Source organism: Psychromicrobium xiongbiense (genome assembly GCF_030271165.1).
GTDB classification, from domain to species: Bacteria; Actinomycetota; Actinomycetes; order Actinomycetales; family Micrococcaceae; genus Renibacterium; species Renibacterium xiongbiense.
The window spans coordinates 19,218-43,722 of sequence record NZ_JASSZH010000021.1 but is presented as its reverse complement, the minus strand read 5'-3'; the positions used below and the strand labels follow the sequence as shown (position 1 = coordinate 43,722).

Annotated in this window: 22 protein-coding genes; 13 read left to right on the top strand and 9 right to left on the bottom strand. The window is 65.2% G+C overall.

Translation table 11 applies throughout. The features are described 5' to 3' along the window. Positions 1 to 91 precede the first annotated feature (91 nt). A complete protein-coding gene (locus tag QQM37_RS08140) occupies positions 92 to 1,426 on the top strand; it encodes an MFS transporter (protein WP_285726389.1) in 1,335 nt (444 codons plus the stop codon). A gap of 62 nt (positions 1,427 to 1,488) precedes the next feature. On the opposite strand, the gene QQM37_RS08135 is transcribed toward QQM37_RS08140, so the two are convergent. Further along, entirely contained in the window at positions 1,489 to 1,905 is a 417-nt protein-coding gene (locus QQM37_RS08135) for a DUF1844 domain-containing protein (RefSeq protein WP_285726386.1), read from the bottom strand. A 330-nt stretch (positions 1,906 to 2,235) separates the two neighbouring features. Here QQM37_RS08135 and infC point away from each other — a divergent pair, with 330 nt between their 5' ends. The 4 genes from infC to QQM37_RS08115 all read left to right on the top strand — a co-directional run bounded on the left by infC (position 2,236) and on the right by QQM37_RS08115 (position 4,978). Beyond that, entirely contained in the window at positions 2,236 to 3,234 is a 999-nt protein-coding gene (infC, locus tag QQM37_RS08130) for a translation initiation factor IF-3 (protein WP_420030140.1), read from the top strand. 107 nt (positions 3,235 to 3,341) lie between these two features. Then, positions 3,342 to 3,536, top strand: a complete 195-nt coding sequence (gene rpmI, locus QQM37_RS08125; protein ID WP_285726385.1) for a 50S ribosomal protein L35 — start codon at positions 3,342 to 3,344, stop codon at positions 3,534 to 3,536. A gap of 104 nt (positions 3,537 to 3,640) precedes the next feature. Continuing rightward, positions 3,641 to 4,024: a 50S ribosomal protein L20 gene (gene rplT, locus QQM37_RS08120; protein ID WP_285726383.1), complete on the top strand. Its 384-nt coding sequence runs from the start codon at positions 3,641 to 3,643 to the stop codon at positions 4,022 to 4,024. A gap of 78 nt (positions 4,025 to 4,102) precedes the next feature. Next, entirely contained in the window at positions 4,103 to 4,978 is an 876-nt protein-coding gene (locus tag QQM37_RS08115) for a TrmH family RNA methyltransferase (RefSeq protein ID WP_285726381.1), read from the top strand. Between the two features lie 37 nt (positions 4,979 to 5,015). Here the strand turns inward: QQM37_RS08115 and QQM37_RS08110 are convergent, their stop codons facing one another. Further along, the gene (locus QQM37_RS08110) at positions 5,016 to 5,282 is read right to left on the bottom strand and encodes a GlsB/YeaQ/YmgE family stress response membrane protein (RefSeq protein ID WP_285726379.1); all 267 of its coding nucleotides are present in this window, start codon (positions 5,280 to 5,282) and stop codon (positions 5,016 to 5,018) included. 186 nt (positions 5,283 to 5,468) lie between these two features. Here QQM37_RS08110 and QQM37_RS08105 point away from each other — a divergent pair, with 186 nt between their 5' ends. Next, positions 5,469 to 6,401, top strand: coding sequence for a cation diffusion facilitator family transporter (locus tag QQM37_RS08105; protein ID WP_285726377.1), 933 nt, complete (start codon positions 5,469 to 5,471; stop codon positions 6,399 to 6,401). Between the two features lie 14 nt (positions 6,402 to 6,415). Here the strand turns inward: QQM37_RS08105 and QQM37_RS08100 are convergent, their stop codons facing one another. Then, entirely contained in the window at positions 6,416 to 7,597 is a 1,182-nt protein-coding gene (locus QQM37_RS08100; RefSeq protein ID WP_285726375.1) for an MFS transporter, read from the bottom strand. An 87-nt stretch (positions 7,598 to 7,684) separates the two neighbouring features. Here QQM37_RS08100 and QQM37_RS08095 point away from each other — a divergent pair, with 87 nt between their 5' ends. Next, the gene (locus QQM37_RS08095) at positions 7,685 to 8,137 is read left to right on the top strand and encodes a (deoxy)nucleoside triphosphate pyrophosphohydrolase (RefSeq protein ID WP_420030147.1); all 453 of its coding nucleotides are present in this window, start codon (positions 7,685 to 7,687) and stop codon (positions 8,135 to 8,137) included. On the opposite strand, the gene QQM37_RS08090 is transcribed toward QQM37_RS08095, so the two are convergent. Then, the gene (locus tag QQM37_RS08090; RefSeq protein WP_285726370.1) at positions 8,134 to 9,231 is read right to left on the bottom strand and encodes an Rv2578c family radical SAM protein; all 1,098 of its coding nucleotides are present in this window, start codon (positions 9,229 to 9,231) and stop codon (positions 8,134 to 8,136) included. The two genes, QQM37_RS08095 and QQM37_RS08090, sit on opposite strands and share 4 nt — an antisense overlap. 292 nt (positions 9,232 to 9,523) lie before the next feature. Here QQM37_RS08090 and QQM37_RS08085 point away from each other — a divergent pair, with 292 nt between their 5' ends. The 3 genes from QQM37_RS08085 to pheT all read left to right on the top strand — a co-directional run bounded on the left by QQM37_RS08085 (position 9,524) and on the right by pheT (position 14,384). After that, positions 9,524 to 10,615 (top strand): LppM family (lipo)protein, encoded by a 1,092-nt coding sequence (locus tag QQM37_RS08085; protein WP_285726368.1) that lies wholly within the window; start codon positions 9,524 to 9,526, stop codon positions 10,613 to 10,615. Positions 10,616 to 10,725: 110 nt separating this feature from the next. Next, positions 10,726 to 11,823 (top strand): phenylalanine--tRNA ligase subunit alpha, encoded by a 1,098-nt coding sequence (gene pheS, locus QQM37_RS08080; RefSeq protein WP_285726734.1) that lies wholly within the window; start codon positions 10,726 to 10,728, stop codon positions 11,821 to 11,823. Next, entirely contained in the window at positions 11,823 to 14,384 is a 2,562-nt protein-coding gene (gene pheT, locus QQM37_RS08075; protein WP_285726367.1) for a phenylalanine--tRNA ligase subunit beta, read from the top strand. The genes pheS and pheT overlap by 1 nt, the downstream gene beginning before the upstream one ends. Before the next feature lie 88 nt (positions 14,385 to 14,472). Here pheT and ppk2 read toward each other — a convergent pair whose 3' ends face one another. Then, a complete protein-coding gene (gene ppk2 / locus QQM37_RS08070) occupies positions 14,473 to 15,363 on the bottom strand; it encodes a polyphosphate kinase 2 (RefSeq protein WP_285726365.1) in 891 nt (296 codons plus the stop codon). A gap of 22 nt (positions 15,364 to 15,385) precedes the next feature. Here ppk2 and QQM37_RS08065 point away from each other — a divergent pair, with 22 nt between their 5' ends. Then, positions 15,386 to 16,081: a 4'-phosphopantetheinyl transferase family protein gene (locus QQM37_RS08065; protein WP_285726363.1), complete on the top strand. Its 696-nt coding sequence runs from the start codon at positions 15,386 to 15,388 to the stop codon at positions 16,079 to 16,081. On the opposite strand, the gene QQM37_RS08060 is transcribed toward QQM37_RS08065, so the two are convergent. Beyond that, positions 16,036 to 16,323, bottom strand: coding sequence for a PLDc N-terminal domain-containing protein (locus tag QQM37_RS08060; RefSeq protein ID WP_285726361.1), 288 nt, complete (start codon positions 16,321 to 16,323; stop codon positions 16,036 to 16,038). The two genes, QQM37_RS08065 and QQM37_RS08060, sit on opposite strands and share 46 nt — an antisense overlap. A gap of 180 nt (positions 16,324 to 16,503) precedes the next feature. Between QQM37_RS08060 and QQM37_RS08055 the strand changes: the two genes are divergently transcribed. Beyond that, positions 16,504 to 16,806 (top strand): hypothetical protein, encoded by a 303-nt coding sequence (locus QQM37_RS08055; protein WP_285726359.1) that lies wholly within the window; start codon positions 16,504 to 16,506, stop codon positions 16,804 to 16,806. Between the two features lie 5 nt (positions 16,807 to 16,811). Here QQM37_RS08055 and QQM37_RS08050 read toward each other — a convergent pair whose 3' ends face one another. Genes QQM37_RS08050 through QQM37_RS08040 form a run of 3 tightly spaced genes read right to left on the bottom strand, consistent with a single transcriptional unit; the run spans position 16,812 to position 23,150 of the window. Next, positions 16,812 to 18,158 (bottom strand): M1 family metallopeptidase, encoded by a 1,347-nt coding sequence (locus QQM37_RS08050; protein WP_285726357.1) that lies wholly within the window; start codon positions 18,156 to 18,158, stop codon positions 16,812 to 16,814. A 34-nt stretch (positions 18,159 to 18,192) separates the two neighbouring features. Further along, positions 18,193 to 22,191 carry a Pls/PosA family non-ribosomal peptide synthetase gene (locus QQM37_RS08045; RefSeq protein ID WP_285726355.1) on the bottom strand — a complete coding sequence of 1,333 codons (3,999 nt, stop codon included), beginning with the start codon at positions 22,189 to 22,191 and terminating at the stop codon, positions 18,193 to 18,195. Next, positions 22,188 to 23,150 carry a quinone oxidoreductase family protein gene (locus QQM37_RS08040; protein ID WP_285726353.1) on the bottom strand — a complete coding sequence of 321 codons (963 nt, stop codon included), beginning with the start codon at positions 23,148 to 23,150 and terminating at the stop codon, positions 22,188 to 22,190. The genes QQM37_RS08045 and QQM37_RS08040 overlap by 4 nt, the downstream gene beginning before the upstream one ends. A gap of 391 nt (positions 23,151 to 23,541) precedes the next feature. Here QQM37_RS08040 and QQM37_RS08035 point away from each other — a divergent pair, with 391 nt between their 5' ends. Then, positions 23,542 to 24,495, top strand: coding sequence for a hypothetical protein (locus tag QQM37_RS08035; RefSeq protein ID WP_285726351.1), 954 nt, complete (start codon positions 23,542 to 23,544; stop codon positions 24,493 to 24,495). The last annotated feature ends 10 nt before the right edge of the window (positions 24,496 to 24,505 follow it).

The following is a 24,505-nucleotide window of genomic DNA, read 5'->3' as shown; positions in this document are numbered from 1 at the left end:
GCACAGATCCCCACAGGACCGAGTGCGGTGGGGAGGCACGGTCTGAGCCTCAGGGCGTGCCTCCATCCTTCTCACTGAAAAGGTCTGTGACGTGAATTTCGGCCAGTACCGTGCGCTGCTCACTAATGCAGCAGTACGAAGGCTCGTCCTGGTGGCGATGATCGCCCGCCTGCCTCATGCGGCGTCCGGCATCATCCTGACCCTCCATGTGGTCAATACCCTTGGCCTGGGCTATGGTGCAGCCGGTGGCGTTGCCGCGGCCGTCACGATCGGTCTGGCCCTGGGTGCTCCCTGGCGCGGTCGTGCGATTGACCGTCAGGGCTTGCGTCGCGCTCTGCTGCCCTCCATCATCGCTGAAGTGGTGGTCTGGTGCACCGCGCCCTTCCTGCCCTACCTGCTCCTACTGGTGGCCGCAGCCATCGGCGGTGCTCTGGCCGTGCCGATTTTCACGGTGGTCCGCCAGGCGCTGGGTGTGATGGTGTCCGCCAACTCGCGCCGCACCGCCTATGCGCTGGATTCCATCGGCACGGAGCTGACCTTCATGGTCGGACCCGCCGCGGGCGTGGTGATTGCCACCCTCAATACCACCCTGGCGCTCATAGTGGTCGGGGTGGCTTCCTCGCTGTCCGGGGTGTTCCTGTACTGGTTCAATCCGCCGACGCGTTCGGATCAGCCCGGCAGCGTGGACTTCGAGGACACTACGGACACGGGGCACTTCCAGGGCCTGCACACCGGGCCGCTGACCGTTGTCTCAGGTGCTGGCGCTGAGGAGGCAACTCTCTCTGAGGTGCACGCGCGCGCAGAAGCGGACGATGCCGGACGCACCGGACGCTGGGGCTACGTCACCAGCACGTTCCGGCAGCGCATGTCCTGGGTGACCGGTGCTGTTCTGGCGATCTTCGCTGCGGCCGTGGGGGTGGGAATGAGCCTGACCGGAACCGACGTCGGCATCGTGGCGAGCCTGCGCGGGGCGGGCCACCAGGACCAGATCGGCATCATTTTCCTGGCCTGGTGCGCCGCATCAGCCATCGGCGGTGTGGTCTACGGCTCTCTGCAGCACAAGGTCAACCCACTCTGGCTCCTGGCGGCCATGGCCGTGCTGACCATACCGATGGGATTCGCCTCGGACACCTGGACGTTGGCTCTGCTGAGCATCCCGCCGGGACTGCTCTGCGCTCCGGTGCTCTCCTCGAGCACGGAATGGGTCGCAGATCTGGTTCCTGAGGAGCGACGTGGCGAGGCGATGGGCTGGTACGGTTCCTCGCTGACACTGGGCAATGCGGTGGGTGCCCCCATCGCGGGTGCCGCTATCGACCAGGCGGGGGCCTGGGCGGGCTTCACACTCATGGGTGGGATGGCGGCTATTCTGGCCGTCGCTGGCCTGGTGACGCAGCGCGTCCGGCGGCGCGCCGTCAGCACGGTCTGAGGGATGCGGCCGGGAGCCGGGCTTGCCGCCTGGGCTGCAAGCCCGAGCAGCCGTAGACCTGACTAGTTGACCGGTCCGGTGAACTTCTCGCCCGGGCCCTTGCCGGGGGCGTCCGGGATCAGTGATGCTTCGCGAAAGGCCAGCTGAAGGGAGCGCAGTCCGTCGCGCAAGGGGCCGGCGTGCTGGCTTCCGATCTCGGGAGCTGCAGCCGTGACGAATCCGGCCAGGGCGGTGATGAGCTTGCGGGCCTCGTCGAGATCGGTCAGTTCTTCGGCATCGGGACTGTCTGCCAGGCCGAGCTTCACCGCGGCGGCACTCATCAGATGCACGGCCGCCGTCGTGATGACTTCCACGGCCGGCACCTCTGCGATGTCCCGCAGGACGGCCGCCTGCGAAGCGGAAGCACTGTCCTCGGCGCGGCTGGCGTCAAAGCGATGGGTATGGGTCGATGCTGCGGAATTATCCTCGGTGCTGCTCATGGTGCTAAGCTTGTCACAGACCGGTCGGTGATGGTTACTCCTGTGCTCAGATGCTCATGCATTCAGCGCGGTTTTCCTCCCGACTAGCAAGTGGAGTTCTCTCCCACCCCTTGACCCGCTTCCAGAGGACGCGGAGTTACCGGGTATAAGGTCGGTTTGAGCGGGTGACGTTTAAGCTGTGATCTTTGAGGCCTTCATTTGCATCGGCAAATGGAGGCCTTCTTCTGTGTCCGATGTCTGAATACTTACTGGCACACGCCCAGTTTTTGACACTGACAGGAGTCACACATTAGCGAGCCACGTATCAATGATCGTATCCGCGTCCCCGAGGTGCGGCTGGTCGGACCAGCAGGTGAACAGGTGGGGATTGTCCGCATTGAGGATGCCCTCCGCCTCGCAGCTGAGTCAGATCTAGATCTGGTCGAGGTTGCCCCGATGGCGAAACCGCCCGTGGCAAAGCTCATGGACTTCGGAAAATACAAGTACGAAGCAGCAGTCAAAGCACGTGAGGCCCGGAAGAACCAGACCAATACCGTGTTGAAGGAAATCCGGTTCCGGCTCAAGATCGACAAGCACGATTACGAGACCAAGACCGGGCATGCGCTGCGCTTCCTGGGCGCTGGTGACAAGGTCAAAGCCATGATCCAGTTCCGCGGACGTGAGCAGCAGCGCCCGGAAATGGGTATTCGCCTGTTGCAGCGTTTCGCTGAAGATGTGGCATCGGTGGGTGTGGTGGAGTCCACCCCGCGCATCGATGGTCGCAATATGGTGATGGTGATCGGTCCGGTCAAGAACAAGGCAGAGGCCAAGGCTGAAGCCCGCCGTGCTGCCCAGCGTGCCGAAGCCAAGGCGCAGAACGAGGCTAAGGCCAAGATCGACGTTTCCGGTTCCGCAGGGCCGATGACGCAGAGCCTGGCTGATCTGCTGCCCGGGTCCTTCACGGTGGAGACGCCGGAGGAGATCGAGACGGACGAGGTCGTCGTGGACGAGGCGCCCGTCGTCGAGGTTGTCGATTCTGTGGAAGCGGTCGAGCCTGAAGAGGCAGAGGTTGCTGAGGAGCCCGCCGTCGCGGAGATCGTGGTGGAGGAACCGAAGCAGGCAGCTCCGGCTGAGCCGAAAGCTGCTGTGAAGCCCGCTACGCCCAAGGTCGCAGCTGCTGCGCCCAAGGCGGTGCCAGCGGCTCCGAAAGCGACGCCGAAGCCGACCGCAAGCCCCAGGCCTGCAGCGCCGAAGCCCGTGGCAAAGGCCCCGGCCAAGTCAGCAGCACCCCGGGCTGCAGGTGCCCGAAGCACTGCAGGCCGGAACACCGCAAGAGACTCGAAAGACTAGCGGCGAGGAGCACACGCTCTTCGCAGCCCTGATGATCGGATTTCTTCGCTCGCGAAGGAATCCTTCGAACCGCTGGGTACCCAGCGCACACTGAAGGAGATCGGCCCATGCCGAAGATGAAGACCCATAGCGGGGCCAAGAAGCGCTTCAAGCTCACTGGCACCGGCAAGCTGAAGCGCCAGCAGGCTAACCGCCGTCACTACCTTGAGCACAAGCCGACGACGCTGACCCGTCGTCTGGCCGGGGACAAGATCGTTGCTCCCGCCGATGCCAAGGTCATCAAGAAGATGCTCGGCGTCTAACCACTCAACCGGCCGCCCAGGCGGCCTCGACCAGCCTTCTCAGGCAGATCAGTTGACTGGAAGACAGTTCACAGGCTTGAGAGCATTATTGAAGGAGTACGCACGTGGCACGTGTGAAGCGGGCAGTCAACGCCCACAAGAAGCGCCGGGTTATTCTCGATCGGGCGTCCGGCTACCGGGGTCAGCGCTCGCGCCTGTACCGCAAGGCCAAAGAGCAGCTGCTGCACTCGTTTGTGTACAGCTACAACGACCGTCGCAAGCGTAAGGGTGACTTCCGTCGCCTCTGGATCCAGCGCATCAACGCTGCGTCCCGCGCCAACGGTCTGACCTACAACCGCCTGATCCAGGGCCTCAAGGCCGCTTCGATCGAGGTCGACCGCCGTATGCTCGCCGAGCTGGCCGTCAATGACGCCGCAGCTTTCGCTGGGCTGGTCAAGCTGGCCAAGGATGCCCTGCCTGCTGACACCTCCGCTCCGGTGGCTGGCTGAACCACGGCCACGCCGTGTAGCCAGACTGATCGCCAGGACGACTGAGTGATTCGCGAAGAGCGCCCCAACGCTGAGGCCATGACCAATCCCCGAGCTGATCGGGCGAAGGATGTGGCCAAACTGCTGGGGCGCTCTTCGCGTACCCGGCGTCGCCAATTCCTGGTCGAAGGTCCACAGGCTGTTCGTGAGGCGTTGCGGGCGCACCGCGACTGCCTGCAGGCTGGGGGTGACGCCCTGGTGGATGAGTTGTACGCCAGCCGGGAGTGTCTGGACCGCTTTCCGGAGTTCGAGGACCTGATCGAATCCAGTGGGCTCGACAGTCGGCTCCGCATCGCCAGTGAATTGGTCCTGGCTGCCATGACGGATACCGTCCACCCGCAGGGAATCGTTGCCGTCTGCCGTTTTGTCGACGTTCCGCTGACCGAAGTGATCGCTGCCAGGCCGCAACTGATTGCCATGATGTGCCGGGTGCAGGATCCGGGCAACGCCGGCGCGCTCCTGCGAGCGGCCGACGCTGCCGGGGCGGACGCGGTGATCTTCAGCTCCTCCAGCGTGGACGCGTACAATCCCAAAGCGGTTCGCAGTACGGCCGGTTCGCTGTTCCATCTGCCCATCGTGCTGGGTGTGGAGCCCGCCGAGGTGGCGCAGGCCTGCCGTTCTGTAGGACTGGGTGTTCTCGCTGCAGACGGATACGGCTCTCTGAACCTCGACGAGTTGCAGGACGAATCAGCGGCACGCGGCTTTGACCAGGAAACTCCGGAAGCGAGCTACGCTCTGGAGCAGCCTACGCTCTGGCTGCTGGGCAACGAGGCGCAGGGACTCTCCGTTGAAGAACTGCAGCTTGCCGATCATCGGGTTGCAGTTCCGGTTTACGGTTCAGCGGAGAGCCTCAACCTGGCTACCGCGGCCACTGTGTGCCTGTACGCCAGCGCGCGCGCCCAGCGTCGCCAATAGTTTCAATTGGCTCAGTAGTTTCGGCTGAAGCGCAGGTTCAGGCGCGGGACTTGCGACCCGTCACAGCACCCCAGATACCAGCTACGACGAGACCTCCGACAATCGCCAGAACCCAGGAACCCAGGTTCCAGAACTCCATCCTGCCCGAGCCGAAGAGCAGGTCTCCGATCCAGCCTCCGACGATGGCGCCGATCACGCCCAGGATCAGCGAGGTGATCCATCCTCCACCGACCTTGCCCGGCATGATGGCCTTGACAATGACGCCGACGACGAGGCCCAGAACGATCCATCCGATGAAACCCATGATGCTCTCCTTCTAGATGTTGGACATTTGTATTATATCGCTGATCCGGACTCATAGTGTAGACATCCGAGAGCTGGTGGTGGGTCATTGCTTGGGAATGATCAATCCCACGCGGTAGCGTGGCGTCAGAACACAGATCACGCACAGGATTCCTGCGTGACGAACACATCGACGCAGAGGAACTGAATGTCTACGCACAGCGGAAATCGCGCCATCATCGCGGCGCTCACTGCCAATCTGGCGATTGCAGTGTTGAAGTTCCTTGCTTTTCTGTTGACTCGCTCCTCCTCGATGCTGGCCGAGTCCATCCACTCGGTGGCAGACTCCGGCAACCAGCTCCTGTTGCTGGTGGGCGCCAAGCGGTCCTCGCGGCAGGCCAGCCCCCAGCATCCCTTCGGTTATGGCCGTGAACGTTACATTTATGCCTTTATCGTCTCGATTGTGCTCTTCAGTGTCGGCGGCCTGTTCGCCTTGTATGAGGCCTGGCAGAAGTTTCACGATCCGCACGGCTTTGAAGGTCCCTGGTGGTGGGTTCCGCTGGTCATCCTGCTGGGTGCGATTGCTCTGGAAGGACGCTCCTTCACGGTCGCGATCAAGGAATCCAATCACACCCGCGGCAGCCGCAGCTGGGTTCAGTTCATCCGCACCGCCAAGGCGCCGGAGTTGCCGGTTATCCTGCTGGAGGACTTCGCAGCGCTGATCGGTCTGGTCTTCGCCCTCTTCGGAGTGTCCCTGACGCTCATGACCGGCAACGGCATCTGGGACGCAGTGGGCACCGGGCTGATCGGCCTGTTGCTGGTCGCGGTCGCCATCGTGCTGGCCTTGGAGACGAAATCGCTGCTCCTGGGTGAGTCTGCTACGGCGGAGGATGTCGCGTCCATTGAGGCAGCTCTGGTGGGTCCGGGTGTTGACCGGATCATCCATCTGCGCACCATGCACCTGGGGCCGGAGGAACTGTTGGTGGCCGCCAAGATCTCGGTGGACGGGGCGGACACCGGCGCTCAGATCGCCCGGTCCATCGACCAGGCGGAACAGCGGGTGCGTGCCGCGGTTCCGATCGCCCGGGTGATCTACCTGGAACCCGATCTGGACCGCAGCGCGGGGGCGGCCCGGGCCTAGTTGCGCGGGGCTAGTCAGCCGGCAGTCGTCCGGCGATCAAAACGACCACTGAACACCGCGATCCCGAGGCCGAGGATCGCCAGAACGGCACCGACCAGGGCCGGAGCGGTGTAACCCCAGCCCCAGGCGATGACGAGCCCACCCAGAAAGGCGCCGAGCGCATTGGCGATGTTGAGGGCCGAGTGGTTCATCGACGATGCCAGGGATTCGGCTCCGGGCGAGACATCGAGGAGGCGCGTCTGGAGGGCGGGTGTCAGGCTGCTGCCGACGGCGCCCAGAATCAGCACCAGCAGCAGAGCCGTGCCGATGAAGTGCACCGCCAGGCTGAACACCACCAGCACCACCGCCATGAGTCCCATGACCAGGTAGATGCTGCGCATCACCGAGCGGTCGGCCAGCCGTCCGCCGATCACATTGCCGATCACCATGCCGACGCCGTACAGCGCCACGACCAGCGGCAGCCAGGCCTTGTCCAGGCCGGTGACCTCCGTCATCGTGGGTGCGATGTAGGCGTAGACCGCAAAGAAACCACCGAAGCCGACGATGCCGATCAGCAGGGCGAGCCAGACCTGGATCCGCTTGAGGGCACTCAGTTCGGTGAGGATGGAGGCGTCGTGTGGGGCGGGCTGGAGCGGAACGAAGAAGGCAATGGCGCAGATGGTCAGGATGCCGATCAGTCCGACCAGAATGAAGAGCAGGCGCCAGCCGAAATTCTGGCCGATGAAGGTGGCCAGGGGAACGCCGATGACGTTCGCCACCGACAGGCCGAGCATCACCATGGAAATGGCCCGGCCGCGCTTGGTGGGAGCGACCAGGGAGGCTGCGATCACGGCGGCAACCCCGAAGAACGCGCCGTGCGGCAGCCCGGCCACAAACCGTGAGATCAGCAGCGACCAGAAATCGGGTGCGGCCACCGAGGACAGATTGCCCAAGGTGAAAAGGCCCATCAGGGCGAGGGCGAGATGCTTGCGTCGCATCCGCGCCGTCAGCGCCACGATGATGGGCGCACCGACCACGACGCCCAGCGCATAGGCGGAGATCAGGTGGCCGGCCTCGGGGATGGTGACATGCACGCCGTCTGCGACATTGGGCAGCAGCCCCATCATGGCGAACTCCACGGTGCCGATGCCAAAGCCACCGAGAGACAGAGCAACGATGGCCAGGGCGAGCTGGCGAGAGGAAAGCTGAGAAGACACGGCGGGGAATTCCTTCTTTGGGGAGTTCCTACCATTGCATCACGGACCCGCGGGCCTGTGGGCTGATCCACGTAGACTGGCGCTGTGATCTCTGACGCGCGGATTGAGGTGGTGGGGGCGGCCCTGCTCGATTCCCTGACGAGTCCGGCTCGGCTTCTGGTGGCGCAGCGCAGTGCCCCGGCCGCACTGGCAGGCCGCTGGGAATTTCCCGGCGGCAAGCGGGAGCGGGCGGAGACGCCGGAAGCTGCTCTGCATCGCGAGCTGCATGAGGAACTCGGCGTGTGCATCGAACTGGGGGACGAAGTGCTTGCCCCTTCGCCGGGTGGATGGCCGCTGAATGAGCGGGCCTCGATGCGCGTCTGGTGCGCTGTGATCAGCGAGGGTGTTCCGGTCATCCTGGAGGACCACCAGGCTCTGCGCTGGATGGATCTCCAGGACAGACAGGCTATCCGTGGGCTGGAGTGGATTGAGGCGGATCGGCCCATTGTGGAGGCGCTTCTCACACGCCTGGCTGTCTCGAGGTCCGGGGTGCAACGCTAGCCGGAGAACGCCCAGAGAGTGTCCTGGATGATGGCGGATCTGGCGTTGCTCGCCTCCACGGTGGGCATGCTGCCCTGCGGATAGTCAGCTTCCTCGATGCGGGGATCCTGCACGACGGTGGGTTTGACCCGGTGCATCGCCGCACTGCCGCCCAGTCCATGACGCTCCCTGAAGTGATGCACCTGGCCGCCGAGCCAGCGGCGGTAATCGGCCGAGGCATAGGAGCCCCCACTGTAGAGACGGCGGTAGCGGCCCACCAGCTCCGGATGGTGGCTGGCAAGCCAGGACATGAACCATTCACGGGTGCCCGACCGCAGGTAGAGCGCCCCTGCGCTGACGCCGGTGGCGCCAGCGGCTGCCAGGGAGCAGAACAAGGAGTCGAGCGCCTCATCACTGTCGGTGAGCCAGGGCAGAATCGGCATCGCCATCACACCGCAGGGCAGGCCGGCCTCGCGGAGTCGGCTGATCAGCGAGAGCCGGGCGCGAGGGGAGGGTGTGCCTGGCTCCAGCGTGGCGGCAAGTTCCTGGTTGGTCAGTGCCAGTGAGATGCCGAGGCCCAGGGGAACCTGGCCGGAGGCCTTCACCAGGAGTGGGATATCACGGGCGAGCAGCGTGCCCTTGGTGAGAATGGAGAACGGTGTCCCGGAGTCCGCCAGCGCTCTGATGGTTCCCGGCATAAGTTGGTAGCGACCCTCTGCTCGCTGATAGGGGTCGGTATTGGTGCCGAGTGCGACGGGGTGCCGCTGCCAGGAGGGCCGGGCGAGTTCGGCCCTCAGTACCTCCACCGCATTGACCTTGACGACCACCTGCGAGTCGAAGTCGCGGCCGGCATCGAACTCCAGATAGGTATGGGACTTGCGGGCAAAGCAGTACACGCAGGCGTGGGAACAACCCCGGTAGGTGTTGATGGTCCACCGGAAGGGCATCGTGGAACCCTCCGGGACCTTGTTGAGGAGGGATTTGGCGGCGACCTCATGGAACGTCACTCCGGAGAACTCAGGGGTGGTGACGCTCCGGAGCAGGCCCTGCAGAGGAATCAGGGGCTGCTCCTGGGCTCCGGGTTCGGGTACCAGTTCCTGAGTTGTCCAACGCATGCTTCTATTCGAACATATATTCGAAAGCGTGGCTAGTGGGGAGATTGGCTCTGTGGGTCACATATCTCGTCGAACACTCGTGTAGTGGACCTGCGGCCCCGGTTGTTGCGATAATCGCTGTACTAACTGTCTGGAACCCTCCCGCAAAGGTCGTCTCATCGTGGCAATCGCATCTGGTCCCCGTCCTCCCATGGACTCGTCCCCGGGGAGGAGGGTGGGGCCCGGGCGGCTCTGGTCCCTCCTGGCTCTGGTGGTAGCAGTCCTCTTTGCACTCTCGGGTTGCAAGTATGAGATGAACACCAAGATCAATTCGCCGACGTCGCTGGATCTGGTGATCGTGATGGCGATCGACAAGGCGGAACTCAAGGGCAAGACCTATGACGACTACGTCAAGAGCCTCGGTGGTGGCTCCAGCACGGATCCCTCGACCAGCTTGCCCGGGGCAAAGGTGGAACCCTACGATGACGGCCAGTACCAAGGTAAGAAGGTGTCCTATTCCGGCTCACCTCAGGATTTGGCTTCCTCATCCGCGGGTAAAGGAATCAGCATCACCTATGCGGATCACAAATACACCTTCAGCATGGTTACCGGGTCCTCCTCGGCCCCAGCGACGTCCGCACCCATCCCGTCCCAACTGAATAATGGAAAGAGCCATATGTCTCTTTCCGTGGAATTTCCCGGGAAGGTAGTCTCCGCGGACGGGGCACAGATTTCCGGCAACAAGGCCACCTGGGACCTCCTCACCTTCAAGGGCGGCTCGCTCAAGGCTGTCGGGGAAGACGGCGGAGCCGGTGCGGCAAACGCGCCCGCAGGTGGTCAGAACCCGGCTGGGACGCCAGGCCAGGATGCAGGCAATGCCGGATTCCCGGTGTGGATCATCATCCTGGCCGTCGTCCTGTTGGTCGTCGTGGTCGGAGGCGTCCTGCTCTTCGTGATGATGAACCGGAAGAAGGCTCCCGCACCCGCCATGACGGGCTACCCGGCACAGGCTGGTTTCCCCGGGCAGCCGGGGTACGGTCAGCAGGCGTATGGGCAGCAGCCGCAGCCCGGCTACGGTCAGCAAGCCTACGGGCAGCCGATGCAGCAGCCCGGCTACGGTCAGCAACCACAGCCGCAGCAGCCCGGCTACGGTCAGCCAGCACAGACTCAGCAGCCCGGATATGGCCAGCAGCCGCAGCCGCAACAGCCCGGATACGGCCAGAACCCCTATGGCCAGCAGCCCTCCACCGGCCAGTCCGGATATGGCCAGCCCGGATACGGCCAGCAGGGCTATGGCCAGCCCGGGTATGGACAGGCTGCGCCTGGTTCGGAGGGAGCACCCCAGCCGCCGCAGAATCCGGGACAGCCGCCATTCCCGCCGCAGAATCCAGGTTCTTACAGTTAATCGCCTGCACGTATGCGGCCCGGCCCGATCGGGCCGCATAGACTGGTTCAGGCAATTCCCCGAACCAAGGTGCATTCCCCATGACCGATTCATCTCTGGACGCCCATCCCATGGCGTCTGATCCCTCTGCGCCCGATGCGACGGCGCCTGAGGCCGCTGCGCCTGGCGTCATCGTGCCTGAGCCGACTGACGAGGCTGGCCTGCAGGCGGCCGTGGCCCGCGCGCTGGTCGATATCGCAGCTGCCCAGGACCTTGAGCAGCTCAAGGCCGCCCGGATCGCGCACACCGGTGAAAAATCGCCGCTGAGCCTGGCGAACCGTGGCATCAAGGATGTGGCCAAGGAGCTCAAGGCCACGGCCGGAAAGCTGATGGGCGCTGCCCGCAGCCAGGTCAACCAGGCCCTCGAGGCCCGCACCGTGGTGCTGGAGGCGGAAGCCGCGGAGCGCATCCTGGTGGAGGAAACGGTAGACGTGACGGCCGCTCCGCAGCGTCGGCGCGCTGGCGCCCGTCACCCGCTGTCCACTCTGCAGGAACGGGTGGCGGACATCTTCGTGGGAATGGGCTGGGAGATCGCCGAAGGCCCGGAGCTCGAATCGGAGTGGTTCAACTTCGACGCACTCAACTTCAAACCGGATCACCCGGCGCGTGAACTCCAGGACACCTTCTTCGTGGAGCCTCCCGAGGCTCATCTGGTGTTGCGCACGCACACGTCACCGGTGCAGGTCCGTTCCATGCTGGAGCGGGAACTGCCTATCTATGTGCTGTGCCCGGGCAAGACCTTCCGTACCGATGAGCTCGACGCCACGCACACCCCCGTCTTCCATCAGTTTGAAGGTCTGGCGATTGACCGGAACCTCTCGATGGCGAATCTGCGCGGAACGTTGGAACACTTTGCCCGCCAGATGTTTGGCGAGGAGGCCAGGATTCGTCTGCGGCCCAACTACTTCCCCTTCACTGAGCCCTCTGCGGAGCTGGACATCTGGCATCCCGGTGCCAAGGGTGGCCCTCGCTGGATCGAATGGGGGGGCTGCGGCATGGTGAATGAAAATGTGCTGCGTGCCGCGGGAATCGATCCTGAGGAGTACTCGGGCTTTGCCTTCGGTATGGGCATCGAGCGGACCTTGATGTTCCGCAATGAGGTCGCGGATATGCGCGACATGATTGAAGGCGATATCCGCTTCAGTGAGCACTTCGGGATGGAAATCTAATGCGTATTCCTTTGTCCTGGCTGCGTGAATTCGCAGCCGTCCCTGCCGAGGCCAGCGCCGAGGACGTGATGAAAGATCTGGTCCGGGTGGGGTTCGAAGAGGAGGCTGTGCACCGGCCGACCGATGCGCTCTCCGGGCCGATCGTGGTCGGCCAGGTGCTCTCGCTGGTGAAGGAACCGCAAAGCAACGGCAAGACCATCAACTGGTGTCAGGTCCGCGTGGTTCCTGAAGGGGCAGAGCAGCCGCTGGCGCGTGAGGACGGCTCAGCGGAGGGCATTTCGCCCGATGGCGTTCAGGGCATCGTCTGCGGTGCGCACAACTTCGTCGAGGGAGACAAGGTCATCGTGACCCTGCCGGGTGCCGTGCTGCCCGGCGATTTCCGGATCTCCCCCCGGAAGACGTATGGACATGTCTCCGCCGGGATGATCGCCTCCGCCCGCGAGCTGGGGCTGGGCCAGGAGCATGACGGCATCGTGGTGCTGTCCACTCTGGGCCTTGACCCGGAGGTCGGCACGAGCGTTTACGAGCTGCTGAACCTGCACGATCATGCGGCCGAGGTCAATGTCACCCCGGATCGTGGCTACGCTTTCTCGATCCGCGGCATCGCGCGTGAATACGCTCATGCCACGGGCACCGAGTTCACCGACCCGGCCAGCCTGCCGGCTACGGTGGCGGCCGATGGACAGGGCTACCCGGTGACGATCGCTGACCAGGCGCCCATCTATGGCAGGCCCGGAGCCGATCGGTTTGTGGCCCGCGTGGTGCGCGGCATTGACGCCAGCCGTCCCACCCCGGTGTGGATGGCCTCGCGTCTGCGCCTGGCCGGGATCCGCAGTATTTCGCTGCCGGTCGACATCTCCAACTACGTCATGTGGGAGCTCGGCCAGCCGCTGCACTTCTACGATCTGGACAAGGTCACCGGGCCGATCGTGGTGCGCCGCGCTGAGGCCGGAGAGACGCTGACGACGCTCGACGCCAAGACCCGCACCCTTCATACAGAAGACTTGCTGATCACCGACGAGACCGGCCCGATCGGCATCGCCGGTGTGATGGGGGGCGCTTCCACCGAGGTGTCTGAGAGCACGCGGGACGTGCTGATCGAGGCGGCACACTTCGAGGAAGTGTCGATTGCGCGCAGCCGGCGCCGGCACAAACTGCCGTCCGAAGCCTCCAAGCGCTTCGAGCGTGGGGTGGACTGGCAGGTGGCCGATAGGGCCGCCCAGCGTGCTGTGGACCTGCTGGTAGCCCTCGCGGGTGGCACCGTGGACGAGCACGGCACCGACGTCGGTGCCGAGCCTGTTGCGGTGGCCATCGAGCTGCCCGTGGCGTACCCGGCCCAGCGGATAGGCGTTGATTTCACCGCCGAGCAGGTCGAAGGGTCACTGCGTGACCTGGGTGCCATCGTGGAGCCTGCAGGGGACGACGCGTATCTGGTGACCCCGCCCAGCTGGCGGACCGATCTGCTGACCCGCGATGACCTGGCCGAGGAAGTCGCCCGGTTGGTCGGCTTCGAGCACATCCCCTCCGTGCTGCCGGTCGCCCCGCCCGGACGTGGCCTGAGTCGCATCCAGCAGCAGCGCCGTCGTCTGCTCAGTGCCCTGGCGTCCTCCGGGCTGGTGGAGGTCATGGCCTACCCCTTCGTCTCACAGGCCGGCAACAACACGTTCGGCACGCCCGACGCCGGGCAGCCGGTCACCGCGGTGAAACTGGCCAACCCGATCAGCGAGGAGTTCGGTTTCCTGCGGACCTCGCTGCTGCCGGGGCTGATCGAGGTGGCCAGGCGCAACCTCTCCCGCGGCTTCCGTGATCTGGCGCTCTTCGAGGCCGGATCGGTATTCCTGCCCGGTGAGACGATGGGAACCGCCAGCATTCCGCCGCTGGGCATCAAGCCCGACGAGGACGTTCTGGAAGCGCTCTACTCCGGGATTCCGGATCAGCCGCTTCATGTGGCCGCGCTGCTGCTCGGTCACGACACGGTTGCCGCGCCGGGTCACGCCCCGCGTGCCTGGGATTATGCTGATGCCCTCGATGTGGCCAAGGTCGCTGCCGAGGTGCTCGGTGTCGATCTGGTGGTCAGTCAGGGCCGCCACCAGGCATTCCACCCGGGACGCACCGCCACGCTGAGCCTGCGCAGTGGTGCCGTGGTGGGTTATGCGGGCGAATTGCATCCGCGGCTGCTCGCTGAACTGGATCTGCCCGAACGTACCGTAGCGGTGGAGTTCGATGCCGATGCCCTGTTCGAGGAGACCGCCGACGTGATCGTCGCAAAGGATCTCTCTACCTTCCCGGTGGCCTCGCAGGATGTCGCCCTCCTGGTCCCGGCCGAGATCCCTGCGGCAGAGGTGCTGGAAGTGCTGCGCACCGGTGCCGGCGAGCTGCTGGAGGATGTGGCGCTCTTTGACGATTACCGGGGTGCCTCGGTTGGTGAAGGCCAGAAGTCCCTGGCGTTCAGCCTGCGGTTCCGGGCACCGGACCGCACGTTGACCGCCGATGAAGCGAGTGCCGCCCGGGAAGCAGCCGTGGCCGCCGCGGCGGAGGCGTTTGGCGCCGTCCTGCGCTAAGTTCGGTTTTTTCCTCATCGATTGCTGCGTTGTGTGCCGATTTCTCGCTGGAAAAACGGCACACAACGCAGCAATCGATGCTTGATCGTCAGTACAGGTTGCCTTCTTCCGGACCGAAGAGATCCGAGGCCCGGCCAACCACCAGAGCATCCGGCGTGCCCACGAGCTCGACGTCCTTGCCCGGATAATCGAACTTGGCCAGCACCAGCCGCATGGCTTCGAGGCGGGCGCGTTTCTTGTCGTTGCTTTTGACCACGGTCCACGGCGACTGGCGGGTATCGGTCTTTCGGAACATGGCTTCCTTGGCCTGCGTGTAGGCATCCCACTTATCCAGCGATGCCAGGTCCATGGGGGAGAGTTTCCACTGGCGAACCGGGTCCACCTGACGGATGGTGAAGCGGGTCAGCTGCTCGGCCCGAGAGACAGAGAACCAGAACTTCACCAGGTGGATGCCGTCATTGAGCAGCATCTTCTCGAAGGCCGGGGCCTGCTTGTAGAACTCGGTGTACTGGGCTTCGGTGCAGAAGCCCATGACCCGTTCCACACCCGCCCGGGTGTACCAGGAGCGGTCGAAGAGGACGATCTCACCCGCAGAGGGAAGATGGGCGATATAACGCTGAAAGTACCACTGGGTCTTTTCGCGTTCACTGGGTTTCTCGAGGGCGACCACCCGTGCGCCGCGCGGGTTGAGATGCTCAGTGAACCGTTTGATGGTGCCGCCCTTACCCGCAGCATCGCGGCCTTCGAAGAGCAGCACAATGCGCTGGCCGGACTCCTTAACCCAGTTCTGCAGCTTCAGCAGTTCGATCTGGAGCAGCCGCTTGTCCACTTCGTAGACCTCGCGGGAGAGCCGTTCTGGGTAGGGGTAGCCCTCACGCCAGGTGTCCACAGCCCTGCCGTCCGGGCCGATCAGTACCGGGTCATCGTCGTCGGTATCCAGCACGGTGTAGCCAGCACCCTCGAGCGTCATGTCCATCATGGAAGAACCTTAGGCTAGGAGGGTGAATGGCCGATTAAGTCAGAGTGAACCCACAGCCGTGGGCGGCTCTGACGTTCGGTGGCACGGCGAGGTTGCGGTGCGGGCGGTCAGACTTGATCGATTCCACCCGCAACCCGAAGAGCTTTCCTGGCTGACGCCTGCCGAAACAGGGCGGGCTGGGCGGCTGGTTGCACTACGCGACCGGAGGAATTTTCAGCGCCGACGCATTGCCCTGCGCTATTTTGTGGCCGAGCTGGCGGGTGTCTCACCGGGCAGTCTGATGCCGAGCTATGTGTGTCCGGTCCATGGCGAGGGCGGTGATCATGGAAGGCCGGGCTTCCATGGGGTGCCAGGATCCTTCAGCGCCACGAGCAGCCAGGGTTGGGCGATGATGGCGGGCACGATGACGGCGGGCCTCCGCGTGGGCGTGGACTGTGAGCGCAACGGAGCGGCGGACTTTGCGGGCTTTACCAGGCTGATGCATCCCGCGGAGCAGGTGGCTCTGGTGCGCTGCGAGACGGCTGCGGACCGCAGCAGGTTCCGAACCGAATGCTGGGCCGCGACCGAAGCCTGGCTCAAACTGCGCGGAACCGGGCTGCAGGAGGACCCGGCGGCCGTGGACACCGTCGCGCTGCGGAGCGCGGGCACTGTGGAACTGCTGGATGCAGCCGACTACGGCCTGCCGGAGAGCCTGGTGCTGGCGCTCGCGGTGGGCTGAGCCGCGGATCGCTCCTTGCCAGAGGCCCGTCGCCGTCCCAGGAGGAAGGACCCGATCCAGACCAGGGAGCCGAGGACCGGCAGCAACACGACGATGATGCTCCACACCGCTCGCTGAGCTGGGCTGAGGTAGGCGGACCTGAGAATCATGACCAGAGTCAGGACAAAGAGCGCGAACCAGACGATGGTGGTGACGGCTCCCAAGGCGGAGAACCACCCGGGGATCTGAGGTTCAGGGCTCACGGTGACTCCTCTCAGGATGCGCCCATCGGAAGCAGCGGATCTTGGCTGGCATTCATCCGCGCACTGCTTTGAAATTCCTTGAAGCGATCTGTGAACCAGCGTAGCGTGATCTTACCGGTTCGTTCGAACATCACGAGAACCTATGGGCGTCGTGGGTCAGTCCACCCGAAGGAGAGCGACATGCATTACGCACGGATCCGGCTGATTGGCTATGGCGCCTTGGCACTGGTGCTGGGAGTCGTCCTGCTCGAAGTGAGCACTCAGGTGAGTGGGTTGTTCGTTGACGCGCTCCGCGGCTCGAACAACACCGGCCTGGGAATTCTTACCTTCTTCCTCGATGTCCTCAACAGGGGAGTGATACCGCTTGGCGCTTCCATGTTGGCCATGGGCATTGCCTTGTGGCTGGTGGAGAGGGGGAAAGCTGCTGAGGCTGCGGCGATCACGACGCAGGACCCCGCTGACGGTCAGCCCGCCAAACAGTAGCTGTCTCAGCCCAGCGGCGGCAGCTCGGCCTGGAACAGCCAGGGGTTCAACAGCACTGCGGCGTCGACGTCCGGGTGCAGCTCCTCGATCAGTGCCAGGAAACCCGCCGTGCTGACGGTGCCGTGACGGAAACGGGCCGTCCAGGTCCGCAGCAACTCGAAGAACGCCGCATCGCCCAGGCGTAGCCGCACGCTGTGCAGCGCCAGTGCGCCGCGCTTATAGACCCGGTCGTCGAACATCAGCTCCGGTCCGGGCGCGCCCACCAGGAGATCCTGAGGCTTGCCGGCCAGCATCCGGTGTGCCGCCGTCGCGCGCTGTTCCGCCGTGGGCGCTCCGGAAGCCTCGGACCAGAGCCACTCGGCGTAGCAGGCGAAGCCCTCATGCAGCCAGATGTCCGACCAGGTGCCCACGGTCAGCGAGTTGCCGAACCACTGGTGGGAGAGTTCGTGGGCGATCAGGCGTTGGGATTCCCAACTGGCATCGAGATGGTTCCGGCCGATGATCGACAGCGACTGGGCTTCCAGCGGAATATCCAGCTCATCCGGGGTGACCACCACGGTGTACCCGGTGAAGGGGTAGCGGCCGAAGGCTCGCTCAAAGGCGTCCAGCATGTCACGCTGCCGCGACAATCCACGTTGCGCCTTCGCAGCCAGCGCGGCGGGCACCGCGACGGCCAGCGGCACCGCCGGAGCCGGCGCGGCCTGCAGGGGCTGGAGCTCGTAGCGCCCAATCTGCAGGGTGGCCAGATAGGTCGCCATGGGTTCGGGCTGCTCGTAGACCCAGGTTTCCCGGCTGGATTTGCTGCGCCGCTGCACCAGAACGCCATTGCAGACCGGCCGGTAATTCGCATCCGTGGTGACCGCCAGAACGAAGCTGGCCTTCTGACTCGGGTGGTCATTACAGGGGAACCAGGTGGAGGCGCCGGTAGGCTGGCCGGCCACGAGCACGCCATCCTCCAGCTCCTCCCAGCCCACGTCTCCCCAGACGCCCATGGCCGGCCCGGGATTGCCCTCGTAGCGAATGTCCAGGGTGAACTTTGTGCCTTTGGCGAGGGCCTCGTCCAGGGTGATGGTCAGAACATCGGAGCGATGGGCATACTTGGCGATCCGCTGTGCCTTGCCCCCCACACTGACCGCGATTTTGCCCGGTTTCAGGTCGGTGAGGCTGAGCCGGACGGTCTTGAGCTTGACCTGACTTTCCGCCTCGATCCTGGCCCGGCCGGCCAGCCGGTTGGATCCCAGACGGCAGTCGAGCTCCAGATCATAGTGATGGACGCGGTAGTCCGCACTGCCGTGGGCCGGAGTGTAGGCGTCCAGCGTGTCCTGGGGGTTCTTCTCGCGTGTGGGGCTCATCAGTCCTGGTGGTGGGTAGGGGAACTCGAGGGTATCAGGGGCGGGTCTGTGGGGCTTGTGGGCGACGCCAGGGGCTTACTGGATTGCCAATCCAGTAGCTTCCGGCAGGCACGGTTTCCCCTCGCATGACCAGCGATGCCGGGCCCACCGTTCCTCCCACGCCAATCCGTGCGGCGGGGAGGATGACGCCGTGTGGGCCCATCGTGGCGCCATCGGCCAGAACCACGGTGTCCAGGGCCATGATCCGGTCATGGAAGAGGTGGGTCTGCACGACGCAGCCACGGTTCACCGTGGAGCTTTCACCCAGGGTGACCAGATCCGCCTCCGGCAGCCAGTAGGACTCGCACCAGGCGCCGTGGCCGATTTTGGCGCCCAGCGCGCGCAGCCACCACACCAAAGCGGGGGTTCCGCTGGCGGCCCGGGCAAACCAGGGGGCGGCGACCAGCTCCACGAAGGTATCGGCCACCTCATTGCGCCAGATGAACGAGCTCCAGAGCGGATGCTCACCCGTGCGGATTTTGCCAACCAGCACCCATTTGGCGACCACGGCGGAGCCCGCAGCGACACAACCGGCCAACATCATCACCACGCCACCCAGGGCGGCGGCCAGCCAGTAGGTGCCGACGCTGGCCAGCCAGCTCATCAGCGCCAGCACGGACAGCGCCAGGGCCACGGTCAGCATCACTGGCACCACCCGGCACAGCTCCCAGAGCGTGCGTGCCACTTTGAGTCGGGTGGGTGGTTCAAAGGTGCGCTCGGTATCCGATTGTTGCGCAACCCGGCGCAGCCGCACCGGCGGCGCACCCAGCCAGGAGGTGCCCGCCTTGGCCTTGGCCGGTGTCGCGGAGAGCACCGCGACCAGCGAATTCTTAGGCACGGAGCGGCCCGCCGCGGTCATTCCGGAATTCCCCAGGAAGGCACGTTTGCCGACCTTCGCCGGAGCAATACGGACAAAACCGCCACCGAGCTCATAGGAGGCGACCATCGTGTCGTCGGCCAGGAAGGCACCATCGCCCACGGTGGTCATGGACGGCAGCAGGAGCACCGTGGAGGCCTCGACGTTCTTGCCGATCGTGGCGCCGAGCAGCCGCAGCCACACCGGGGTGAACAGCGAGGCGTAGATCGGGAAGAGCAGGTCCCGGGCCAGATCCAGTACCCGCTCGGTGGCCCAGACCTGCCAGCCGACCCGGCTGAGCACGGGGTGGAAGCCTTCACGCAGGCCGATGCCGAGCAGCCGCACGGTCACTCCGATCAGCACCATGAGGCTCAGGAACCAGACGATGGCGGCCAACGGGACAGCCAACAGGAGCTGCGGGTAGAGCTCGTGGAGCGCGGTGGCAGGGGAGCCTGCCGGCAACCACAGCTGCGCCAGGCGCAGCCCCACCCAGGCGCTCAGTGCGGCGGCGAGGAACGGGATCATGGCCAGAGCGGTGGAAGCGCAGGCATAGATGACCAGCCAGAGACGGTTGCTCCGGTGCGGTGCCTCCGGCCAGTCCGGCCGGGCCTTGCCGACCCGTTGAGCGGGAGAGCCGGAGAAAAGCTGGCCTGCCCGGACCTTGCCCAGAACGGCAGAGCCCGCAGCCACCTGCGCACCCTTACCGACGCGGGCGCCGGGCATCAGGGTGCTGCGCGCCCCGACCGTGGCATTCGCTCCGACCGAGATCTCACCGATGTGGACGTCATCGCCGTCAATCCACCAGCCTGACAGGTCCACCTCCGGTTCAATGGAGGAACCATCACCCAGCCGGAGCATGCCGGTGACCGGGGGAACCGAGTGCAGGCTAACATCCTTGCCAATCCGGGCTCCCAGGGCGCGGGCATAGTGGGTGACCCATGGGGCACTGGACAGCGACACCGCCTGGGCGTGATCGGCAATCTGCTGGGCCAGCCAGAGCCGCAGATGCACCCGACCGCTGCGTGGGTACACCCCGGGTGTGACGTCTTTGAGCAGAATGCGGGCTGCAGCGATCGAGATCCCCATCCGGCCCCAGGGGCTGACGAAGACCAGCCAGCTGGCCAGCACCCACCACCAGCTCACGGCCGGGCCCCACCAGCCCGATGCAGTGTCTCCACCGTGGCCGGTGAGGAACCACGGCAGCAGGTTGTTCAGCGCCATCAGGTAGGTCAGCCAGCGCATGGCCACCAGGATGTGCAGTGGAATGCCCATCAGCGTCTGGAAGACCTGGGAGCGTCGGGCCGTCCGGCGGACGGTGCGTTCCACGGCGACTGCGCCGAGGCGCGGTGCGTGGGTGCGGGCCAACTCCAGCAGGGCACCGACACGCGGGTGGGCGTAGATGTCGGCCACTGTCACGGTGGGGTAGCGGACCCGGAGTGCAGAGACCAGCTGGGCCGCGGCGAGCGAGCCGCCGCCGAGCGCGAAGAAGTCCGCATCGAGATTCCTGGCCGAGCCGCCCAGAACAGCGTTCCATTGCTCCAGGACCCAGCGCTCGTCCTCGGCCAGGTCGCCTGCCGGCGCACCGTCGTCGGCGCTGTCAGAACCGGGAAGCGGCCAGGGGAGTGCCTGGCGATCCACCTTGCCGCTGGTCTTGGTGGGAAGCGTGTCGACCACGGCCAGCAGCGGGATCAGCGGAGCGGGAAGCTCGGTGGCCAGGGCCGTGCGGAAGAGGGTGGTATCCGGGACGGTTCCGGCGGCTGGCACCAGGTATCCAACCAGGATCTGATTGCCTGCCGCCGTGGTCTTGACGGCAGCAGCGGCACCGGCGACACCGTCCAGAGCCTGCAGTGCGGCGTCGATCTCCCCGAGTTCTATGCGGCGCCCGCCCAGTTTGACCTGTTCATCGGCGCGACCCATGAACACCAGGCCGGCCGGTTCATAGCGCACCAGATCACCGCTGCGATAGGCGCGCTGCCAGCCGAGGCTGGGCATCGCCGCATACTTTTCGGCGTCCTTGGCCGGATCGAGGTAACGGGCCAGGCCTACGCCCCCGATGATCAGCTCGCCCACCTCACCCGCGGCTACCGGAACCCCGGCGGCATCGACGACGGCAAGGTCCCAGCCGTCGAGCGGCAGACCGATCCGGATGGGGTTCGTCTCTGAATGCCCGAGGTACCCGCCCTCCAGAGGGGCGGCGCAGGCGACGACAGTCGCCTCGGTAGGCCCATAGGTGTTCCAGACCTCGCGGTCCTCGACGGCCAGCCGGTCCGCCAGCTCCGGCGGGCAGGCCTCCCCGCCGAAGATCAGCAGCCTGACATTCTCCAGAGCCTCGGCGGGCCACAGCGCGGCCAGGGTGGGCACCGTGGAGACCACCGTGATCCCGTGATTGATCAGCCACGGGCCAAGGTCCATGCCGCTACGCACCAGTGAGCGGGGCGCGGGGACCAGACAGGCGCCGTGCCGCCAGGCCAGCCACATTTCCTCGCAGGAGGCATCGAAGGCCACGGACAGGCCGGCCAACACCCGGTCCTGCGGGCCGATCGGGCCGCCTGCCGCACTGTCCGGGTTCTGCAGGAAAAGTCGCGCCTCGGCATCGACAAAGGCCGCCGAGGAACGGTGGGAGACGGCGACGCCCTTCGGGGTGCCCGTGGAGCCGGAGGTAAAGATCACCCAGGAGTCGTCATCCGGGGTGGGGTTACGCGGTGCCGGGAAGGGCTTTGGTCTGCCGGGGGCGGCGATGATGCCGTCATCCTCATCGCTCGCGGCGTGCAGGATGCCTGCCACCTTCGCCTCGGAAAAGACAAGTTTGGCGCGCTCGTCGGGGTCGTCGGCATCGACCGGCACGTAAGCCGCTCCGATGGCAAGCACCGCCAGAATGGCCAGGTACAGTTCTGCGGTGCCGGAGGGGATCCGCACGCCGATCTTGTCCCCGGCGCCCAGACCAGCCCGATGCAGCTTCTGCGCATAGCGGTTCACCTCGCGCAACAACTCGGCATAGCCGAGGCAGCGCTCGCCGTCGTCCAGGGCGGAAGCGTCCGGGAATGATTGAGCGGTGCTGTGCAGGATCTGGATCAGCGTCCGCTCCGGCGGAGTTGAAGCGCTTCCGGGCAGCTGCGGGGCGTACACGGGCTCGCTCATGGAATCAGGACGAGCTTTCCGGTGGTGGCGCGGGCCTGCAGGTCACGATGGGCGTCGGCAGCATCCGCCAGCGGGTAGCTGCCACCGATGCGGACGGACAACGTGCCGTTGGCGGCGGCCTCGAAAACCTCGGAGGAGCGCCACCGACGTTCCTCCGGTGTCAACAGATAGGAGCCCAGCGTCGGTCGGGTGAGGTAGAGCGAGCCACCACGGTTGAGCCGCTGGGGATCCACTGCTGGGACCGGGCCGGAGGCCGCCCCATAGAGCACCAGCATGCCACGGGTGGCGAGCGATTCCAGCGAGCCGTCAAAGGTGGTCTGGCCGACGCCATCGAACACCACATCGACGCCGTGCCCCCCGGTGAGCTCGCGGACCTGCGGGGCAAAGTCCTGGTATCCCAGCACATGGTCGGCCCCGGCTGCCCGAGCCAGTGCCTCCTTCTCCTGCGTGGAGACCGTGGTGATCACGGTGGCGCCACGCGCCTTGAGCAGCTGGGTCAGCAGCAGCCCGACGCCACCGGCCCCGGCATGGCTGAGTACGGTCTGGCCTGGCTGTACCGGGAAGGTGGAATTCATCAGATAGTGGGCGGTCATGCCTTGCAGCGGGAGGGCTGCGGCCGTCGTCAGATCCAGGCCATCGGGTACCGGAAGGGCTTTGTCCTGGGGGATCAGCGCATATTCCGCGTAGGTCTTGCTCGCTTCGGCAGTGGCCACCCGGTCGCCGGGGGCGAATCCTTCCACGCCCTCGCCCACTGTGACCACGATGCCGGCCGCCTCGGCTCCGGGAGTGAAGGGCAAGGGGGTGGGGTAAATGCCTTCACGCTGATAGGTCTCAATGAAATTCACCCCCGCAGCAGCAACCTGGATGAGCAATTCTCCCGGACCAGGGATCGGGGTGGCGACCTCGTCGAGATGGAGGACCTCCGGCCCGCCGTGGGTCGTGGCGACTATCGCTTTCAAGCTCGCGCTCCTGTGGTTCACGTGCGTCGGGCAGGTACTTGGTACGGTCCCATGCTAGTGGTTGAAGCCCAGCGAGGGAGCGATTATCGATGCCGGGTAAGTCACATCCGAGGGGGTGGGCTGCGCGCCGGTGCGCGGCGTCAGAGTTTTAAGCACTTACTTCCTGCCTGCGCGGAAGGAACCGCCAAACCCCGGGGATTGCACGTGACGGAGGGGCCGGTAACTGCTTAAAACCTTGACGCGACTCGGGTGAGCTTTTGGCCTGGACCCGGCCGGCGCCTGGGATGGTAGTCCGGCATCGGGTGGGTGAAAATACGCCGCGGAACGCCCACCCAATGCTGAACCACCATCCCTGGGCCGTAGGAACCCCTGAAGTGAGAGGATGGCGTTCATGGTGTTCGGACAACGCGAGCGAGCTGAGGCTGAACAGCGTCGTCGTGCGCTTCAGGCCCAGGTGGAGGCACGAGGCTGGACCTGGCACGACGCTGCTCCCGCGCCGGCCCAGGAGATCTGCGAAGCGTCCTTCCGGCTGGCTCGGATGACAGGACCCATCTGGCCGATAGGCCTGGCCGATGTGGTGAACGGCGTCCTGGATGACCGGCAGTTTGAGGCTGCGCGGCTGGTGGGTTATGCCCACAACTCGACGAATAGCGGATCGAAGTTTGGCGATCGCAAGCAGACCAACGTGCTCTGGGTGCAGCTCCCGGCGTCCCTGCCGGAGATCCGTCTGGTCGATTCCAGTGGGCCCGGGCGCGACCACGGCCTCCGGCTGCCACCGCTGGGCCAGGCGGGTCGCTGGACCGTCGAAGGCTTCGTTCCCGCCTTCGCCACCGATCTGCTGCAACCCGAGGTTCTGGCCTGGCTGGATCAGCTGCCCCCGGTGAATGCCGTCGTCATCCGTGCCGGAGTCGTTCTCGCCTACGGGATGGCGGATCTGGACACCGGCACGATGGCGACGGTGGCGACCGTGCTCGCCGGGCTGATGGCCGCGGTACCCGCCACGACCTGGGGTCGTACTGATGCGCTCCTTGCCGGAACCGGGGTGTTTCCTTACCAAATGCGCGATGGCGCAGGGCTGGTGCTGACGAAGCGGCTGGTCAGTCGGGACTGGAAGGGGCAGGGGATAGCGGCCGCCGTGCCATGGCAGGAAGCGCCCGATGCGCCCGGCATGGTCACCCTCTCCTGGCGGGATGCTGATGTGTGGCAGGTCCCGGCCGGAACGATGCCGCAATCGGCCGGATTCAGCTTCACGCAGGACAACGGCACCGGAAGCCCGGTATACATTCCCACGGTCGTTGAATCCCCGACGCAGCCAGAAACACCGATGCATAATAATTTACAGTGATGCATATTTA

Excerpts from the sequence above, each read along its gene's own strand:
- QQM37_RS08105 (WP_285726377.1), top strand. The coding sequence starts at position 5,469 with ATGTCTACGCACAGCGGAAATCGCGCCATCATCGCGGCGCTCACTGCC.
- QQM37_RS08055 (WP_285726359.1), top strand. The coding sequence starts at position 16,504 with ATGCATTACGCACGGATCCGGCTGATTGGCTATGGCGCCTTGGCACTG.
- QQM37_RS08035 (WP_285726351.1), top strand. The coding sequence starts at position 23,542 with ATGGTGTTCGGACAACGCGAGCGAGCTGAGGCTGAACAGCGTCGTCGT.
- pheS (WP_285726734.1), top strand. The coding sequence starts at position 10,726 with ATGGCGTCTGATCCCTCTGCGCCCGATGCGACGGCGCCTGAGGCCGCT.
- ppk2 (WP_285726365.1), bottom strand. The coding sequence starts at position 15,363 with ATGATGGACATGACGCTCGAGGGTGCTGGCTACACCGTGCTGGATACC.
- pheT (WP_285726367.1), top strand. The coding sequence starts at position 11,823 with ATGCGTATTCCTTTGTCCTGGCTGCGTGAATTCGCAGCCGTCCCTGCC.
- QQM37_RS08135 (WP_285726386.1), bottom strand. The coding sequence starts at position 1,905 with ATGAGCAGCACCGAGGATAATTCCGCAGCATCGACCCATACCCATCGC.
- rpmI (WP_285726385.1), top strand. The coding sequence starts at position 3,342 with ATGCCGAAGATGAAGACCCATAGCGGGGCCAAGAAGCGCTTCAAGCTC.
- QQM37_RS08050 (WP_285726357.1), bottom strand. The coding sequence starts at position 18,158 with ATGAGCCCCACACGCGAGAAGAACCCCCAGGACACGCTGGACGCCTAC.
- QQM37_RS08090 (WP_285726370.1), bottom strand. The coding sequence starts at position 9,231 with ATGCGTTGGACAACTCAGGAACTGGTACCCGAACCCGGAGCCCAGGAG.
- QQM37_RS08045 (WP_285726355.1), bottom strand. The coding sequence starts at position 22,191 with ATGAGCGAGCCCGTGTACGCCCCGCAGCTGCCCGGAAGCGCTTCAACT.
- QQM37_RS08115 (WP_285726381.1), top strand. The coding sequence starts at position 4,103 with ATGACCAATCCCCGAGCTGATCGGGCGAAGGATGTGGCCAAACTGCTG.
- QQM37_RS08085 (WP_285726368.1), top strand. The coding sequence starts at position 9,524 with ATGAACACCAAGATCAATTCGCCGACGTCGCTGGATCTGGTGATCGTG.
- QQM37_RS08110 (WP_285726379.1), bottom strand. The coding sequence starts at position 5,282 with ATGGGTTTCATCGGATGGATCGTTCTGGGCCTCGTCGTCGGCGTCATT.